Origin of the sequence: Mesorhizobium sp. M1C.F.Ca.ET.210.01.1.1, assembly GCF_004791585.1 — a bacterium.
Lineage (GTDB): Bacteria > Pseudomonadota > Alphaproteobacteria > Rhizobiales > Rhizobiaceae > Mesorhizobium.
This window is the reverse complement of the sequence record NZ_SRUU01000038.1, coordinates 33,539-47,549: the sequence shown is the minus strand read 5'-3', so window position 1 is coordinate 47,549 and position 14,011 is coordinate 33,539. Positions and strand designations below refer to the sequence as shown.

Annotated in this window: 17 protein-coding genes; 7 read left to right on the top strand and 10 right to left on the bottom strand. The window is 65.4% G+C overall.

Annotated features, from left to right (window positions below; genetic code table 11):
* The first annotated feature begins 405 nt into the window (after positions 1–405).
* Positions 406–1,116 (top strand): DUF805 domain-containing protein, encoded by a 711-nt coding sequence (locus EN853_RS29155; RefSeq protein WP_127862458.1) that lies wholly within the window; start codon positions 406–408, stop codon positions 1,114–1,116.
* A 27-nt stretch (positions 1,117–1,143) separates the two neighbouring features.
* Here the strand turns inward: EN853_RS29155 and leuB are convergent, their stop codons facing one another.
* The 5 genes from leuB to leuD form a co-directional block, all read right to left on the bottom strand.
* Positions 1,144–2,247, bottom strand: a complete 1,104-nt coding sequence (leuB, locus tag EN853_RS29150) for a 3-isopropylmalate dehydrogenase (RefSeq protein WP_127862459.1) — start codon at positions 2,245–2,247, stop codon at positions 1,144–1,146.
* A gap of 77 nt (positions 2,248–2,324) precedes the next feature.
* Entirely contained in the window at positions 2,325–2,675 is a 351-nt protein-coding gene (locus EN853_RS29145) for a VOC family protein (protein ID WP_127862500.1), read from the bottom strand.
* A gap of 62 nt (positions 2,676–2,737) precedes the next feature.
* Positions 2,738–3,121, bottom strand: coding sequence for a RidA family protein (locus EN853_RS29140; protein ID WP_127862460.1), 384 nt, complete (start codon positions 3,119–3,121; stop codon positions 2,738–2,740).
* Positions 3,122–3,455: 334 nt separating this feature from the next.
* Entirely contained in the window at positions 3,456–4,382 is a 927-nt protein-coding gene (locus tag EN853_RS29135) for a hypothetical protein (protein WP_127862461.1), read from the bottom strand.
* 73 nt (positions 4,383–4,455) lie between these two features.
* Entirely contained in the window at positions 4,456–5,061 is a 606-nt protein-coding gene (gene leuD / locus EN853_RS29130; RefSeq protein ID WP_124998368.1) for a 3-isopropylmalate dehydratase small subunit, read from the bottom strand.
* Positions 5,062–5,219: 158 nt separating this feature from the next.
* Here leuD and EN853_RS29125 point away from each other — a divergent pair, with 158 nt between their 5' ends.
* From EN853_RS29125 to EN853_RS29110, 4 genes are all read left to right on the top strand, one after another.
* Positions 5,220–5,645, top strand: coding sequence for a GNAT family N-acetyltransferase (locus tag EN853_RS29125; RefSeq protein ID WP_127862462.1), 426 nt, complete (start codon positions 5,220–5,222; stop codon positions 5,643–5,645).
* Positions 5,646–5,727: 82 nt separating this feature from the next.
* Positions 5,728–6,042, top strand: a complete 315-nt coding sequence (locus tag EN853_RS29120; RefSeq protein ID WP_167524644.1) for a metalloregulator ArsR/SmtB family transcription factor — start codon at positions 5,728–5,730, stop codon at positions 6,040–6,042.
* A complete protein-coding gene (locus EN853_RS29115; RefSeq protein ID WP_127862464.1) occupies positions 6,039–6,488 on the top strand; it encodes an SRPBCC family protein in 450 nt (149 codons plus the stop codon). Before EN853_RS29120 ends, EN853_RS29115 begins: the two co-directional genes overlap by 4 nt.
* A 40-nt stretch (positions 6,489–6,528) precedes the next feature.
* The gene (locus EN853_RS29110) at positions 6,529–7,017 is read left to right on the top strand and encodes an SRPBCC domain-containing protein (RefSeq protein ID WP_127862465.1); all 489 of its coding nucleotides are present in this window, start codon (positions 6,529–6,531) and stop codon (positions 7,015–7,017) included.
* 45 nt (positions 7,018–7,062) lie between these two features.
* Here EN853_RS29110 and EN853_RS29105 read toward each other — a convergent pair whose 3' ends face one another.
* The 4 genes from EN853_RS29105 to EN853_RS29090 are packed head-to-tail and all read right to left on the bottom strand — an operon-like array spanning position 7,063 to position 12,049.
* On the bottom strand, positions 7,063–8,229 hold the full coding sequence (locus tag EN853_RS29105) for an FAD-binding oxidoreductase (RefSeq protein WP_127862466.1): 1,167 nt from the start codon (positions 8,227–8,229) through the stop codon (positions 7,063–7,065).
* Positions 8,230–8,252: 23 nt separating this feature from the next.
* On the bottom strand, positions 8,253–9,824 hold the full coding sequence (locus tag EN853_RS29100) for an ATP-binding protein (protein ID WP_127862467.1): 1,572 nt from the start codon (positions 9,822–9,824) through the stop codon (positions 8,253–8,255).
* Entirely contained in the window at positions 9,812–10,507 is a 696-nt protein-coding gene (locus tag EN853_RS29095) for a response regulator transcription factor (RefSeq protein ID WP_127862468.1), read from the bottom strand. Before EN853_RS29095 ends, EN853_RS29100 begins: the two co-directional genes overlap by 13 nt.
* 3 nt (positions 10,508–10,510) lie before the next feature.
* On the bottom strand, positions 10,511–12,049 hold the full coding sequence (locus EN853_RS29090; RefSeq protein ID WP_127862469.1) for a DUF4173 domain-containing protein: 1,539 nt from the start codon (positions 12,047–12,049) through the stop codon (positions 10,511–10,513).
* Between the two features lie 288 nt (positions 12,050–12,337).
* Here EN853_RS29090 and EN853_RS29085 point away from each other — a divergent pair, with 288 nt between their 5' ends.
* Together EN853_RS29085 and EN853_RS29080 are read left to right on the top strand one after the other, a co-directional pair.
* A complete protein-coding gene (locus EN853_RS29085) occupies positions 12,338–13,213 on the top strand; it encodes a CoA ester lyase (RefSeq protein ID WP_245517222.1) in 876 nt (291 codons plus the stop codon).
* 30 nt (positions 13,214–13,243) lie between these two features.
* Positions 13,244–13,450, top strand: coding sequence for a DUF1737 domain-containing protein (locus tag EN853_RS29080; protein WP_127862471.1), 207 nt, complete (start codon positions 13,244–13,246; stop codon positions 13,448–13,450).
* Positions 13,451–13,540: 90 nt separating this feature from the next.
* On the opposite strand, the gene EN853_RS29075 is transcribed toward EN853_RS29080, so the two are convergent.
* Positions 13,541–13,978: a metallopeptidase family protein gene (locus EN853_RS29075; protein ID WP_127862472.1), complete on the bottom strand. Its 438-nt coding sequence runs from the start codon at positions 13,976–13,978 to the stop codon at positions 13,541–13,543.
* Between the last annotated feature and the right edge of the window lie 33 nt (positions 13,979–14,011).

Genomic DNA, 14,011 nt, shown 5'->3' with positions numbered 1-14,011 from the left:
CTGCTCTGGGCGCCATTCGCGCCAACGATCGCTTCAAAGCCTTCTACACCGCGCTCGCGGCTCGATCCGGTTCGAAGAAACTCGCAATCGTGGCCGTCGCCAGAAAGCTTCTCGTCACACTCAATGCAATCATCCGCGACAAAACCGCCTTCGCATGAACACAGTTGCCATGCCGTAACCTCGTGCTAAGGGCAAAGGCGGTGCAGAACGCGAGCTTTTCTGCACCGCCGCAACGCTTGTGGGTAACGGCATGGATCCTATGGTCTGCGCTGCGTCGCCCCGCTCCTTGCTCCGCCATAGGATGACGAGAGCGTGGTGCCGCCAGGTCGCGCCTTATCGCATGCCTCTTGCGGTCCGCCGCGACTTTGAACAGTCTGGGTAGGCGCGGCAACGGCGGACAGGGCAATGCGTGGCGAAGTTCTTCACTATGACCAGGAGCAGGGCTTCGGCTTCATCACCGGCGACGACGGCAAGCGCTACACTTTCGCGCGCGAGGATCTGCGCCGCGAGATGGCGCTGGCGAGAGGCGACGCGGTCGAATTCCAGCCAAATGGCGACCGCGCAAGCGGCATCTTTTCGGTCCGCGCCCGCACGGCCGGCCCGGCGGAAAGCGCTGCCGCGGCCGCGGCCGCTGGCCCCCTGCCGGGCAGCGCGCCTGTGTCGACGGCGCATTTCGGCCGGAACGCCGAGAACGGAGGGGCCGAATCCACTGGTCTGTGGAGCTATTTCTGGCGCGGCCTAACGACGAACTACGTCAACTTCTCCGGCCGCGCCCGGCGCAAGGAGTTCTGGGGCTTTTGCCTGTTCTGGATGATCGGGCTGGTTGTCGCCATCGGCGTCGGGCTGTCCGTGGATCTGTCGCGTGGCGATGTCGAGGGCGGCGGCGACGTGCCGGTCGTCATGTTTGGCCTGATCGTCCTCTTCTTCCTGCTGACGTTCCTGCCGTGGGTCGCGCTCATCGTGCGCCGCCTGCACGATCTCGGCCTGACCGGCTGGCTCGCCATCCTCTGTTTCCTGCCCTATGTCGGCGGGCTCGCAGCGCTCGTCTTCGGGTTGATCCCGACCCAGGCCGGCGACAACAAGTGGGGACCGGTGCCGGCCGGCGTCAGGATCTAGGCGCGGGAGCCGTCCGCGCCGAAGCTGTCAGCCCAGGAACTTGGCGATGATGGCGTCGCCCATCGCAACCGTGCCCACCTCGGTCATGCCTTCCGACATGATGTCCTTGGTGCGCAGCCCGTCGTCGAGCACCGCGGCGATCGCCGCTTCGAGCTTGTCGGCCTCGGCCACCATGCCGAAGGAATAGCGCAGGCACATGGCGAAGGAGGCGATCATCGCGATCGGGTTGGCGATGCCCTTGCCGGCGATGTCGGGCGCCGAGCCGTGCACCGGCTCGTAGAGCGCCTTGCGCTTCTTGGTCTTGACGTCCGGCGCGCCGAGCGAGGCCGAAGGCAGCATGCCGATCGAGCCGGTCAGCATGGCGGCGATGTCGGACAACATGTCGCCGAACAGGTTGTCGGTGACGATGACATCGAACTGCTTCGGCCAGCGCACCAGCTGCATGCCGCCGGCATCGGCCAGCATATGGTCGAGCTTGACGTCGCTGTACTTGGCCTTGTGGGTCTGGGCGACCACCTCGTTCCACAGCACGCCCGACTTCATGACGTTGCGCTTTTCCATGGATGTCACATGGTTGCGACGGGTCCGCGCGAGCTCGAATGCGACGCCCGAGATGCGCTCGATCTCGAACGTGTCGTAGACCTGGGTGTCGATGCCGCGCTTCTGGCCGTTGCCGAGATCGATGATCTGCTTCGGCTCGCCGAAATAGACGCCGCCGGTGAGCTCGCGCACGATCAATATGTCGAGGCCTTCGACCACCTCCTGCTTGAGCGAGGAGGAGGCGGCCAGCGCCGGATAGCAGATCGCCGGGCGCAGGTTGGCGAACAGCTCCATATCCTTGCGCAGGCGCAGCAGGCCGGCCTCAGGGCGCACCTCGTAAGGCACCTTGTCCCATTTCGGCCCGCCGACGGCGCCGAACAGCACGGCGTCCGCCGCCATCGCCTTTGCCATGTCGTTGTCCGAGATCGCCGCCCCATGCGCGTCGTAGGCGCAGCCCCCGACCAGACCCTCGTCGGTGGCAAAGCCGCTGCCGAGCTTTTCGTTCATGGCGGCGATCAGCTTCTTCACCTCGGCCATGGCCTCGGGGCCGATGCCGTCGCCGGCGAGCAGGAAGAGATTTTTCGAAGCCATTGAGAACCGTCCCGGGAAAGTTTTTGAACCGCGGCCTTGCTAAACGCCGAGCGCTTGCCGCGCAAGCCTTTGAACCATCAACGGTGCGAGAGAATATTGACCAGCCGGCCGAACGGATCGCGCACATAGAAGCGCCGCACGCCCCAGGGCTCTTCGGCGGGGCCGTATTCGATGGCGAAGCCCGCCTTGCGCATGGCGGCAAGCGCCATATCGACGTCATCGACCTCGATCGAGAGATCCGGCACCGGCGTGCCCGAACCGCCTTCGGCCATGAAGCTCATCTGCACGGTCATCGTCTCGGCCGAGCCGCAAGTGAGGATCCAGCCTTGATCCATCAACACCTCAAGTCCGAGCACGTCCTGATAGAAATGTCTCGCCGCGGCGGTGTCCTGCGTGGCGATGTTGGCGACGATGCGCTTGACCTTCACCATGGGCTGATCCTCGCTTCGCGCAAGCCGTTGCCCCAAAACGCTTTTCGGGGCGACCTGCATCAGGCCGTGCGCTTCAGCGCCGTTACTTCGATCTCGATCTTCATTTCCGGCTTGTTCAGCTGGCACACGATCATCGTCGCCGCCGGCCGGATGTCGCCGAACACCTCGCCGAGGATCGGGAAGACCACGTCAACATGGGCCTGGTCGGTGATGTAGTAGTGGGCCCGTACCACATCGGCCATGTCGAAGCCGCCGTCGGCCAAGGCCTTGGCTATTGTTGCGAGGCAATTGCGCGTCTGCGCCTCGACCGTCTCCGGGATCGTCATGGTGGCATAGTCGTAGCCGGTTGTTCCGGAGACGAAACACCAGTCGCCCTGCACCACCGCGCGCGAATAGCCGGCGGTCTTTTCGAAGGGGGAGCCGGTGGAGATGAGTTTGCGCACTGGGGGACCTCCGCATTTGTTGGCCTCCGTTTAGCAGCGGCAGGCGGACCGGTCATGGGCCAAGCCGAGAGGACTGTTGTCAAGAAGGCCTGCGCGAACCTTGGAGATTGGCCGGAACCTCCCTCTCTTCGTCATTCCAGGGCGGAGCAAGGAGCGAAGCGACGCGCGCAGACCCTGGAATCCATGCCGTTACGCCGAAGCGCCACCCAGCGGTCGGAACTCTGCCCCAATGCGGCAACCGTCACGGCATGGATCCTCGGGTCTGCGCTCCGCTACGCGTCGCTCCGCCCGTGGATGACGAAGCCGCGAGGGGCCTTGCGCCGCGCCGAAACCCCTAGTTCCCCGAGCCTTGCGCCTCGTCCAGCGCTTTCTTGATGTCCGCCGGCCAGTCCTTGACCGGCGGCCAGGCGTCCGTCTCGGGATTGTCGCCGCGGCGGGCGAAGTAGAGCTTGTGCTTCAACGGATCGACCGCCATGAAGCCGTCATTGCCGCCGCAGTCGTGCGGCACGCAGCCGCTGGCATAGAAGGCGCCGGAGGCCGTTTTCTCCGTGCCGCCGCCGACCAGCAGGCTGGTCGCCATGTCGGGCATGTCCTTGCCGAGCAGTGCCTCGGCCGCCTTGTAGACCGCCTCGTTGTGGAAGGCGTCGATGATGTTGTCGTATTTCGACGGATCGATGTCCTTCCAGTCGGTGCCGGGTTCGGGCGTGTAGGTCAGATTGCCGGACGTCGTAAGTCCGGTGGTCGGCGACCACTGCAGCGCCGGCCGCGTCTCGCCCGGCAGCAGATAGGGCACGAAATAGATGGCGGCGTCGGAAACCGCAGCCGGCGGCGCGCCGCATTCGTCCTGCTCGACCGTGGTGGCCTGGATCTCGCCGTCCTTCGGCTTCCAGACGATCACCTTGGCCGGGCCGCACTGGTTGCCGCCGTCGCCGACATCGACCAGCGCCACGTTGACGTCGCCGATCTTGACCACCTTGTCGAAGAAAACGTCGTAGTTGCTGGCGAGCTCTTTGCCGTCATAGGCCAGCACCTTCTCGCCATCCTGCTCCGGCTGCGTGATGGTGAGCTGGCCACCCTCGAACGGGATCGGCGCTTGGCTGTCCTCGTCGGCGGAAGCGGCGTCGGGCGGCGCGCCCTGATCGGTCGTCCCTTGACCGGTGGCGGGCTGGTCGGCCGGCGCGCTGGTCTGCGCATTGGCTCCGCACATGCCGAGAAGGATTGCCATCGAAGCGCAGGCACCGGCCAGAAGCGAGCGTGTCATGACTGTCCCTCCATTCAGCCGCCACGAACCCGGCCGGCAATGGCCGGGGTCTATCGATTTGAAGCCGAGCCGTTCAGGCCCAGGGACGCAGCTCGGCGTTCTTCTTCTCGAAGGACGCGATGGCGCCGGCCTTCTCCATGGTCAGCCCGATGTCGTCGAGGCCGTTCAAGAGGCAGTGGCGCTTGAAGTCGTCGAGGTCGAACGTGACGACGCCGCCGTCCGGTCCGCGGATCTCCTTGGCCTCGAGGTCGATCGACAGCGTCGCGTTGGAGCCGCGCGAGGCGTCGTCCATCAGCTTGTCGAGGTCTTCCGGGCTGACCGTGATCGGCAGGATGCCGTTCTTGAAGCAGTTGTTGTAGAAAATGTCGGCGAACGAGGTCGAGATCACGCAGCGGATGCCGAAATCGAGCAGCGCCCAAGGCGCATGCTCGCGGCTCGAGCCGCAGCCGAAATTGTCGCCGGCGACCAGGATCTGCGCCTTGCGATAGGCCGGCTTGTTGAGGACGAAATCCGGGTTCTCGGAGCCGTCGTCCTTGTAGCGCATCTCAGCGAACAGGCCGGTGCCAAGCCCGGTGCGCTTGATCGTCTTCAGATAATCCTTCGGGATGATCATGTCGGTGTCGACATTGACGATCGGCATGGGCGCGGCGACGCCGGTGAGCTTGGTGAATTTGTCCATGGCCCGTCTTCTTTCGTTGCGGAAGAATTTGCTGGCGCACCGTTTACACAAAGCCGGCGGCAAATGAAAGGCAACTATTGGCAGTTGCCTTGGGCCATCGGACACAAGATCGGGATCGCCTGCTTTCAAAATGCCAGCTAATCGGGCACCTTGGCGGCATGGCGCCTACTTCGAAGATCCTCTACGCAAGCGAGCCCACGCTCGATGTTGCCGAATTCCGCCGCGTGCTGGTGGAGTCCGGGCTCGGCGAAACGCGGCCGGTCGATGACGAGGCCCGTCTGAAGACGATGCTCGCCAACGCCAACCTCGTGCTGACGGCGCGCCTCGATATCGAGAGCAAGCCGCTGATCGGCGTGGCCCGCGCCATCACCGACTTCTCCTGGGTCTGCTATATCTCCGAGCTCGCCGTATCGGCTTCGGCGCAAGGGCTGGGCGTCGGCAGGGGCCTGATGGACGAAGCCCGCCGCCAACTCGGCCCCTCGGTCGCCATCAGCCTGATCTCGATGCCCGACGCCGTCGGCTTCTACGAGCGCATCGGCATGCAGCGCATGACCGACGCCTTCTGGTTCTCCCGCAAGCGCTGACGCCATTCACCGGCAAGTGATTGCCTGGTTCTGCCATACCGCTTGACATGCAACCATTTGGTTGCATATTAGAGTCATGAGCATGGATGCCGTCTTTCGCGCTTTGGCCGACCCGACCCGCCGGCTATTGCTGGACAGCCTCTATGCCAGGAACGGGCAGACGCTGAATGCGCTGTGCGAACGGATGGACATGACGCGCCAGGCGGTGACCAAGCACCTGGCGATCCTGGAAGAAGCAAACCTCGTCACCACCGTGCGCCGCGGCCGGGAGAAGGAGCATTACCTCAACCCCGTTCCGATCAACGAGATCGCCGAGCGCTGGATCGGCAAATTCGAGCGCCATCGGCTGGATGCATTGAGCGACCTGAAGAAACGACTTGAAAGGGAAGAGCCGTGAGCAACAACAGCTTCGTCTATGTCACCTACATCCGCACCACGCCGGAAAAGCTTTGGCAAGCGCTGACCGACCCGGAGTTCAACCGGCAGTTCTTCCTCTGCTCCTATCAGGAGAGCGACTGGAAGGTCGGCTCGAGCTGGAAACTGATGTTTCCCGACGGCCGCGTTGCCGACTCGGGCGAAATCCTCGAAATCGACCCGCCCAGGCGCCTGGTCATCAAATGGCGCAACGAATGGATGCCCGAGGTGAAGGAGGACGGCTACACGCGCTGCACCTTCGCAATAGAGCAGGACGGCGAGCTGATGAAGCTTGCCGTCACCCACGAGGCCGACGGCCCGCACAAGCTGATCGCAAACGTCGCCAAGGGCTGGCCGCTGGTGCTGTCGAGCCTGAAGAGCCTGCTTGAGACCGGCAAGGGTTACGAGCGCCCACCGTCAAAAGGTTGAAGCTTCGTTTCGGTATCGAAACGGTATCGAGGAGGTTAGGATGCTGCCGCATGTTTGGCCGCGGGCAATGGCGAATGGCGAAACCGCGATGGCCGCGGCTGAAATCCTTGCCACTCCCGAGCAGATCTTCACCGCGCTCGTCACGGATGAGGTCGAGCGCTGGTGGGGCTCGGCCGAGACCTACCGGATGACCGGCTGGACCGCCGATCTTCGCGTCGGCCGAAACTGGAGCGTCACCGTGCGGACGGCCGACGGCAGGCGCCTGCCCGCCAGCGGCGTGTTTCTGGAGATCGAGACGCCGCGCCGGATCGTGCAGACGAGGCGCTACGACTGGGACCATCCGGCGCTCGGCCGCCACGAGACGACCGTCGCCTATCTGCTGGAGCCGACCGCTCGCGGCACGCGGCTCACCATCTGCCACGGCGGTTTCGCCGGCATCGCCGATGCCGCGGCCGAGCACGCCGAGGGTTGGGCGCGGGTGCTTGGGTGGTTGCAGGGGTATTTCGGCGAACGAAGACAGGTGGCGTAGCGGGCACCTGCGCCTCCTCCCCTTGTGGGAGAAGGGGGCGCTCCCTCAAATCACATTCAGCTCCCGGAACGCCCTTCCCTCCGCAACCCGCTGGTACCCGAACGCCCTGCAATCCACCGTGCGATAGCCGCCATGCACGATGAGTTCCGAGAGCGCCTTGCCGACCGCCGGCGCCTGCTGCAGGCCGTGACCGGAGAAGCCGTTGGCGAAGAGGAAGTTCTCGACCTCCGGGTGCGGCCCGATCACCGCGTTCTGGTCGAGCGTGTTGTAGTCATAGTGCCCGACCCAGGCGCGCGTCGGCTTGATCGCCTCGAAGGCCGGGATGCGGGTGGCGAGCACCGGCCAGATGACCTCCTCGAACAGCGGCCACTCGACCTCGAAATCCTTGGGTTCGGGGGCGTGATCGCCTTCCTCCGGTTCGGCGCCGCCGGTGATGTAGACCGAGCCTTCCGGCCGCACGTAGATGCCGGAGGGATCGACCAGCAGCGGCATGTCGGCGTATCTCTCGCGCGCCTCGAAGACGAAGACGTTGCGCTTGCGCGGCTCGACCGGCAGCGCAAGCCCGGCGAAAGCCGCGACCTTGCCGGCGTTGGGGCCGGCGGCGTTGACGATGATGCCGGCTTCAAGCGTGTCGCCATTGTCGAGGTTCACGCTCGCGACGCGGTTGCCCTGGCGCGCGATGCCGGTGACCGAGGCGGTGATGAAATCGATATTCTTCTCGCGCAGCGCCTTGCGGAACAACATCAGCATCGCATGCGCGTCGAACCAGCCCTCGCCGGTCCGGCCGTAGGCGCCGGCGGAAATGCCTTCGGCCGACAGCCAGGGGAAGCGGCGCGTCAGCTGCTCGGGGTCCTCGAGCACGATGTCGGCGCCTTCGGCGATCTGCGCCTCGTGATTGGCCTTCAGAATCGGCAGCCCGGCCTCGCCGGCGAGGATCAGATAGCCGCCTTCGCGAAAGCCGATGTCGGCATCGGCGCCGAAAGTCTCCTTCAGCCGCCGGAACAGTTTCAGTGTGAACTGCGACAGGCGGATGTTCTCCGGAATCGAGAACTGCTGGCGGATCGAGGCGCAGGACAGCGTCGTCGCCGCATGGGCGAATTGCGGATCGCGCTCGATCAGCGCGATGGAGCCGGCAAAGCCCTCTTCGCGCAGATAGTAGGCGACCGAGGACCCGACGATGGCCCCGCCGATGATGACGATGTCGTAGCGCACTTCGTTCTCCGCTCCACCGGTTCTCAGGCGACCGGCAGATTGACCTCGAAGCGCGTGCCGCGTCCGGAGTCAACCAGCGTTATCGTGCCATCATGCGCTTTCAGGAGGGCCAGCACGATGCCGAGGCCCATGCCGGTGCCGCCGGCCTCGCGCCGTGTGGTGAAGAACGGCTCGAACACTCTTGCGCGGTTGCTGAGCGAAATGCCGTCACCGTCGTCGCCGACATGGACGGCCGCTCTTTCGCCCGTGCTTCTGGCGCCGATCGTCACCTGCCTGGCGCCGTGCCTGGCTGAATTGTCGATGAGGTTGGCGAGGACGATCGCCAGATTCTCGCCCGAGATGCCGAGGCAGGTATCGCCGCCGCCCTCGGTGCGCACCTCCAGCCGGGTGTCGACCGGCAGCAAGGCGAGCGCGGCATTGACCGTCGTGCTTTCGCCGCTCGGCGCCAGGTTTTCGGCGCGCGCCAGCTCGAGTAGCCGGCGCACCAGGAGGTTGAGCCGTCCCGCATCGGTGACGATGTTGTTGGAAAAGCGTCGCCGCTCGGCCTCGTCCATCGTCCCGCCGGAATCCCTGAGCAGCTCCGCCGCCCCCTGGATCGCCGTCAGCGGCGATTTCAGCTCGTGCGAGACATGGGTGGCGAAGGTCTGGATGCTGTCGGAGCGCGCCTGCAGTTTGGTGGCCATGTCGAGGAAGGCGGCCGACAGTTCCGCCATCTCGCGCGTGCCGTGATGGTCGAGCGGCCTGATCGCCTCGCGGTCGCCGGCGGCGATGCGTTTGGTCCGCTCGATCAGCGCATAGATCGGCCGGCTGACGGTGCGGATGAACACCAGCGCGATCAGCAGCGTGCCGCCGACGATGGCGATCGCCGCCAGCGTGACCTTGCCGCGCTCGCCATAGAGATGCTTGACGATGTTGTTCGGCGTTCGCGAGAGGTAGACCACGCCCGCGACGCGGCCCGCGACTTCGGCCGGCATGGCGACGAAGACGCGCACCTTGGTGCCGCGGCTCACCGAATAGAGCGGCGGCGCCGGCTGGTCGGGGATGCGCAGCCTGAGTTCGCTGGCATAGACGCCGGTAAGCGCTTTCCGAATCTCCTCGACCTCACCGAGCGACTGGCCGACCTCGCCGCCGCCGGCAATGACCACTCCATGCGGATCAAGCAGGCGGAAGCCGGCGAGCGTCGTCTTCTGCGTCTCGTCGAGGATGCCGTCGAGCCGCGCGCCGATGGCGGCAAAAGCCGGATCGGCGGTGGCGGGAAGGGCCACCGGTCGCGATGGCATGACGTCGTCGGAGGCAAGATCGAGCTGCGGCTCGATCGGCTGATAGGGATAATTGTTGTCCCTTGCGGGATCGGCCGAGATTGGCGCCCCCAACCGTTCCGGAGCAATACCGGCCGCGCGCACCGCATCGGCATAGACGGCGGCGACGACCGCGCCCTGCGCGATGAGCTCGCCCTCGGTCTGGCGGATCAGCTGGTTCTCATAGAGCCGGAAGAAGAACAGGCCGACCAGCGGCAGCGCCATCACCACGATCAGGATGGCCAACACGACGGTGGCGAGCCTGGGCCGCCATCTTTCCTTGCTCAACCACCGCATCGGCCGAGCCGGAAACCGACGCCGTGCACGGTTTCGATCGCATCCACGCAGCCGGCGGCCGCGAGCTTGGCGCGGATGTTGCGGATGTGGCTGTCGACCGTGCGCTCGGAGACATGGATGTTCGATTGGTAGGCATTGGCCATCACCGCGTCGCGGCCGAGCACATGGTGCGGGCGGGCAAGGAAGCCTTTTAGGATTGCGAACTCGATCGCCGTCAAGGTGAGCGGCTTGCCTTCGAAACTCGCCGCATGGCTTGCCGGAACGAGCATCAGCCTGCCATGCGCAAACTGCCGGTCGTCCGCCTCCTCCGCCGGCACGGGCCGCGCGCGCCGCAGGATGACATTGACGCGGGCGACCAGCTCGCGCGGGCTGAACGGTTTCGTCACATAGTCGTCGCCGCCCATCTCCAGCCCGAGGATGCGGTCGATTTCTTCATCCCGCGCCGACAGGAACAGCACCGGCACGTCGGAGCGCTGGCGGAGCCGCCGGCAGACCTCCAGCCCGTCCATTTCGGGCATTCCGATGTCGAGCACGATGAGGTCGGGTGCGCGGCGCTCGACCGCCTGCAGCGCGGCGGCGCCGTCGGCCACGGCAGCCGTCTTCATGCCGGCCTTTTCCAGGGCGAAGCAGATGATCTCGCGGATATGCGGGTCGTCGTCGGCGACGAGGATGTTGTGCGGCATCGATCAGCGGCCCGGCATGGAGGGTTCGGCAGGCTGAGGAACCACGAGCGGCCCACTCTTGTCGAGATAGCGGGCGAGCCGCCAGTCACGAAAGCTCCAGGCTCGCCAGCTTTTCTGCTCAGCGCGCCAGTGAATTTCGTCCTGGCGACGCAGGTCCGGAAGGTCGTGCCGGAGCGGATGGTCGGAAGCGGTCGTGCCGCCCAGATAGGCGAGGAAGCGGTCGAGCGCCGGGAAGGCGCCGGGACCGAGATCGCGCACATACCAGCCGTCGAGGGGAACGCCCTGTCCGGTCATTTCACGGGAATGGTCGACATTGTAGTTGGCGATCAGCGCGGCAAAGTTGACGAAACAGCAGGCATAAAGCGTCGCCGATAACGTCAGAAGATTGGCGGAAAGCAGCCATTCGCCGGATTTTGTGAGCGCAATGCGGGCGATGATGAACGCCAGGCCCGCCGCCACCAGCCCCATCCAGACAAAGGCGGCAACGCGCAGATAGGTCAGCGCGTAGACGCCGACATAGAGGTCGAGCCGCAGCATCGAGGAGATCACCAGCAGGATGTTCTGCGCCACCCAGAGATAGACGAGGGGACGGATCAGCGGATCCCTGGAGGTTTCGCTGCCGGGCCTGAGCGCCGCCAGCACGAAGCCGGCGGCGAGCAGCGCGGTCACGACCAGCGGATAGGCGCCGCGATGCGCGTAGGCGGCGTAGGTCAGCCCGTCAGGGAGTGCCGCGCCGCCCCAGAGGTAGGTGGCGTCGAGCGCGGTCTGCACGGCGAACAGCGCGTTGAAGACGATCAGCGCGCGCAGGATGGCCGCCTTGCCGAAGATGATGTCCTCGGTCGAGGTTCTCGCCGGCCTGGCCGCAAGCGCGGCGGGTGCGACCCGTTTGATACGCGACGGGATGCGCGGCAGGCGCGGTCTCAGAAACGCCCAGACGCCGGCCAGCACGATCAGCCAGAAGACAAGCCGCCCGACCTCGATGCGCTCGAGCAGGGCGTAGAGGTCGATCAGCGACAGCCAGTGTTCGATGATCGGATTGGCGGCGCCGAACAGGGCGAGGAAGACGGCGCCGAGGGTCAGCGGCATGGCCCAGACGGCGATTGCCGTAAGCTGGAATTGCCGCTGTCCGAGCTCTCGCTTCACCTTGCGCCAGCGGAAGAAGTCGCGGACGAAGCGGAAGGGCGCCGCAATCAAGAAGAGGCCGAGCTGGCCGGCGACGCGGGCGATGCCCGCGCGGAGCCGACGCGCCAGCGAAAGCGCGAACACCGCCAGCGCCGCGATCGCGATCAGCACCGACAGCGGGCTGACATTTTCGATGAGCGGCAGCAGTCCGGCGAACAGCGCTGCCGGCCCAGGCCAAACCTTGCCGTTGCTCAAGGCGGCGGGATGCATGGCGACGACCGCGCCGGCAAGCACCATGCCGAATATGAATACCGAGATGCCGGCAGGCTGGCCGTAGAAGAGGAAGTCGGCCAGCACCACCAGCAGGATGCCGGCACCGATGCGGCGGCAGTAGCTTGGGGCAATCGGCATCGTCGTCATGGCCGGGCTTTCCTGGCCTTGAGAACGGCACGCCGCGACCTCGGCACGAAAGGCAGCAGGATCGCCGTGGGACGCATCCTGTGCGGCTCGACGAGCCACCAGCCGTCGTAGCGCAACCGGTAGGGCAGGGACCAGCGGGGTTTGTGATGTGTTCGCATGCCGGCCTGTTTCACTGGCGGACGCGAAAAGCTCGGGGCGGATTGGAGGAGGTTTCCCGCAATGATTTGCAGTTTTCGTGCAGCACCGTTGTGGCTTGCCTCGCCTCGCCTCAGCCGGCATAGATCGGCCATGACCGTTGACACCTACCGGCCGCGTCGCTCCGTGCTCTACATGCCCGCCTCCAACGAGCGGGCGCTTGCCAAGATCGCCTCGCTTGCCTGCGACGCCGTCATCATCGACCTCGAGGATGGCGTGGCGCCCGCCGACAAGATTGTCGCGCGAGGCAGGGTGGTGGATGTCCTGGCCGCGCGTCCGCAGCGGCGCTGCGAGATGGTGGTGCGCGTCAATCCGCTTGGCAGTGAATGGGGCATCGACGATCTTCTGGCCGTAGCCAAGGCCGGGCCGGACGGCATCCTTTTGCCCAAGGTCGCGACGCCGCGCGACATCCTCGAGGCCGGCGACCTGCTCGACGACAATTTTATGCCGGACGCGGTGAAGCTGTGGGCGATGATCGAAACGCCGAAGGCGCTGCTCAACATCGGCGCCATCGCCGAGCTTGGCCGCGACCCGGCTTCGCGCCTTGCTTGTTTCGTTACCGGAACGAACGATCTGGTGAAGGCAACGGGGATCTCGACCGACCGCCATTACCTCATGCCCTGGCTGATGCAGCTCGTGCTTGCCGCACGCGCCGGCGGCCTCGACGTGATCGACGGCGTCGCCAATGATTTTCGCGACCTCGACGGTTTTGCCCGCGAATGCGCCGAGGCGGCCGCCATGGGTTTTGACGGCAAGTCGCTGATCCACCCCAACCAGATCGAGCCGGCGAACCGCGCCTTTTCGCCGGCGCCGGAGGCGCTGGCCAGGGCGCGCGCAATCAGGGACGCATTCGCGAAGCCCGAAAATGCCGGCAAGGGTGTCATCGCGCTGGACGGCCGCATGGTCGAGCGGCTGCATCTGGCGGAAGCCGAGAAACTGCTGGCGAAGGCCGCAATCATCGGCGCATGATGCGCCGACATTCAAGACAGGGTCGAATAAATGAAACTCTACCGCTTTCTATCCGGTCCGGACGACGCAACCTTCTGTCACAAGGTGACGGCCGCCCTGAACAAGGGCTGGCACCTGTTCGGCTCGCCGACCTATGCCTTTGACAAGAAGACCAAGTCGATGCGCTGCGGCCAGGCCGTGGTGAAGGATGTCGAGGGTCAGGAATACACGGCCGACACCAAGCTCAGCGATTGGTAGATACAGCCGATCTCCGCCCAAGTGGGAGATGCCCGGCAGGGCAGAGGGCGCGCGAAGGAACGAGGCGTCCGCCACCGAGCAGTGTGAAGCTCATCCCGCCGCAGCCTGCTCCGCCGCCTCCTCGATCCGCTCCATGTCGTCGTCCGAGAGGCCGAAATGGTGGCCGATCTCATGGATCAGCACATGGGTGACGATGTCGCCCAGCGTCTCCTCGTTCTCGGCCCAGTAGTCGAGGATGGCGCGGCGATAGAGCGTGATGCGGTTCGGTCCCTCGCCGGTCTGCGGGTTCCAGCGCTCGGCGATGCCGCGCCCCTCGAACAGGCCGAGCAGGTCGAAGGGCGTCTCCAGCGACAGGTCGTCCATGATCTCGTCGGTCGGGAAGTCGGCGATCTGGATGATGATCTCGCCGGTGAGCGTGCGGAACTCCTCCGGCAGATGGGCATAGGCCTCCAGCGCCAGAAGCTCCATTTCCTCCATCGAGGGCGAGAGCTGGTCGTGCCAGGTGCGGGTCTTGTAGATGCGGGCCATGGGATTTCCTTTGATCCCGGCATATAGGCTTTC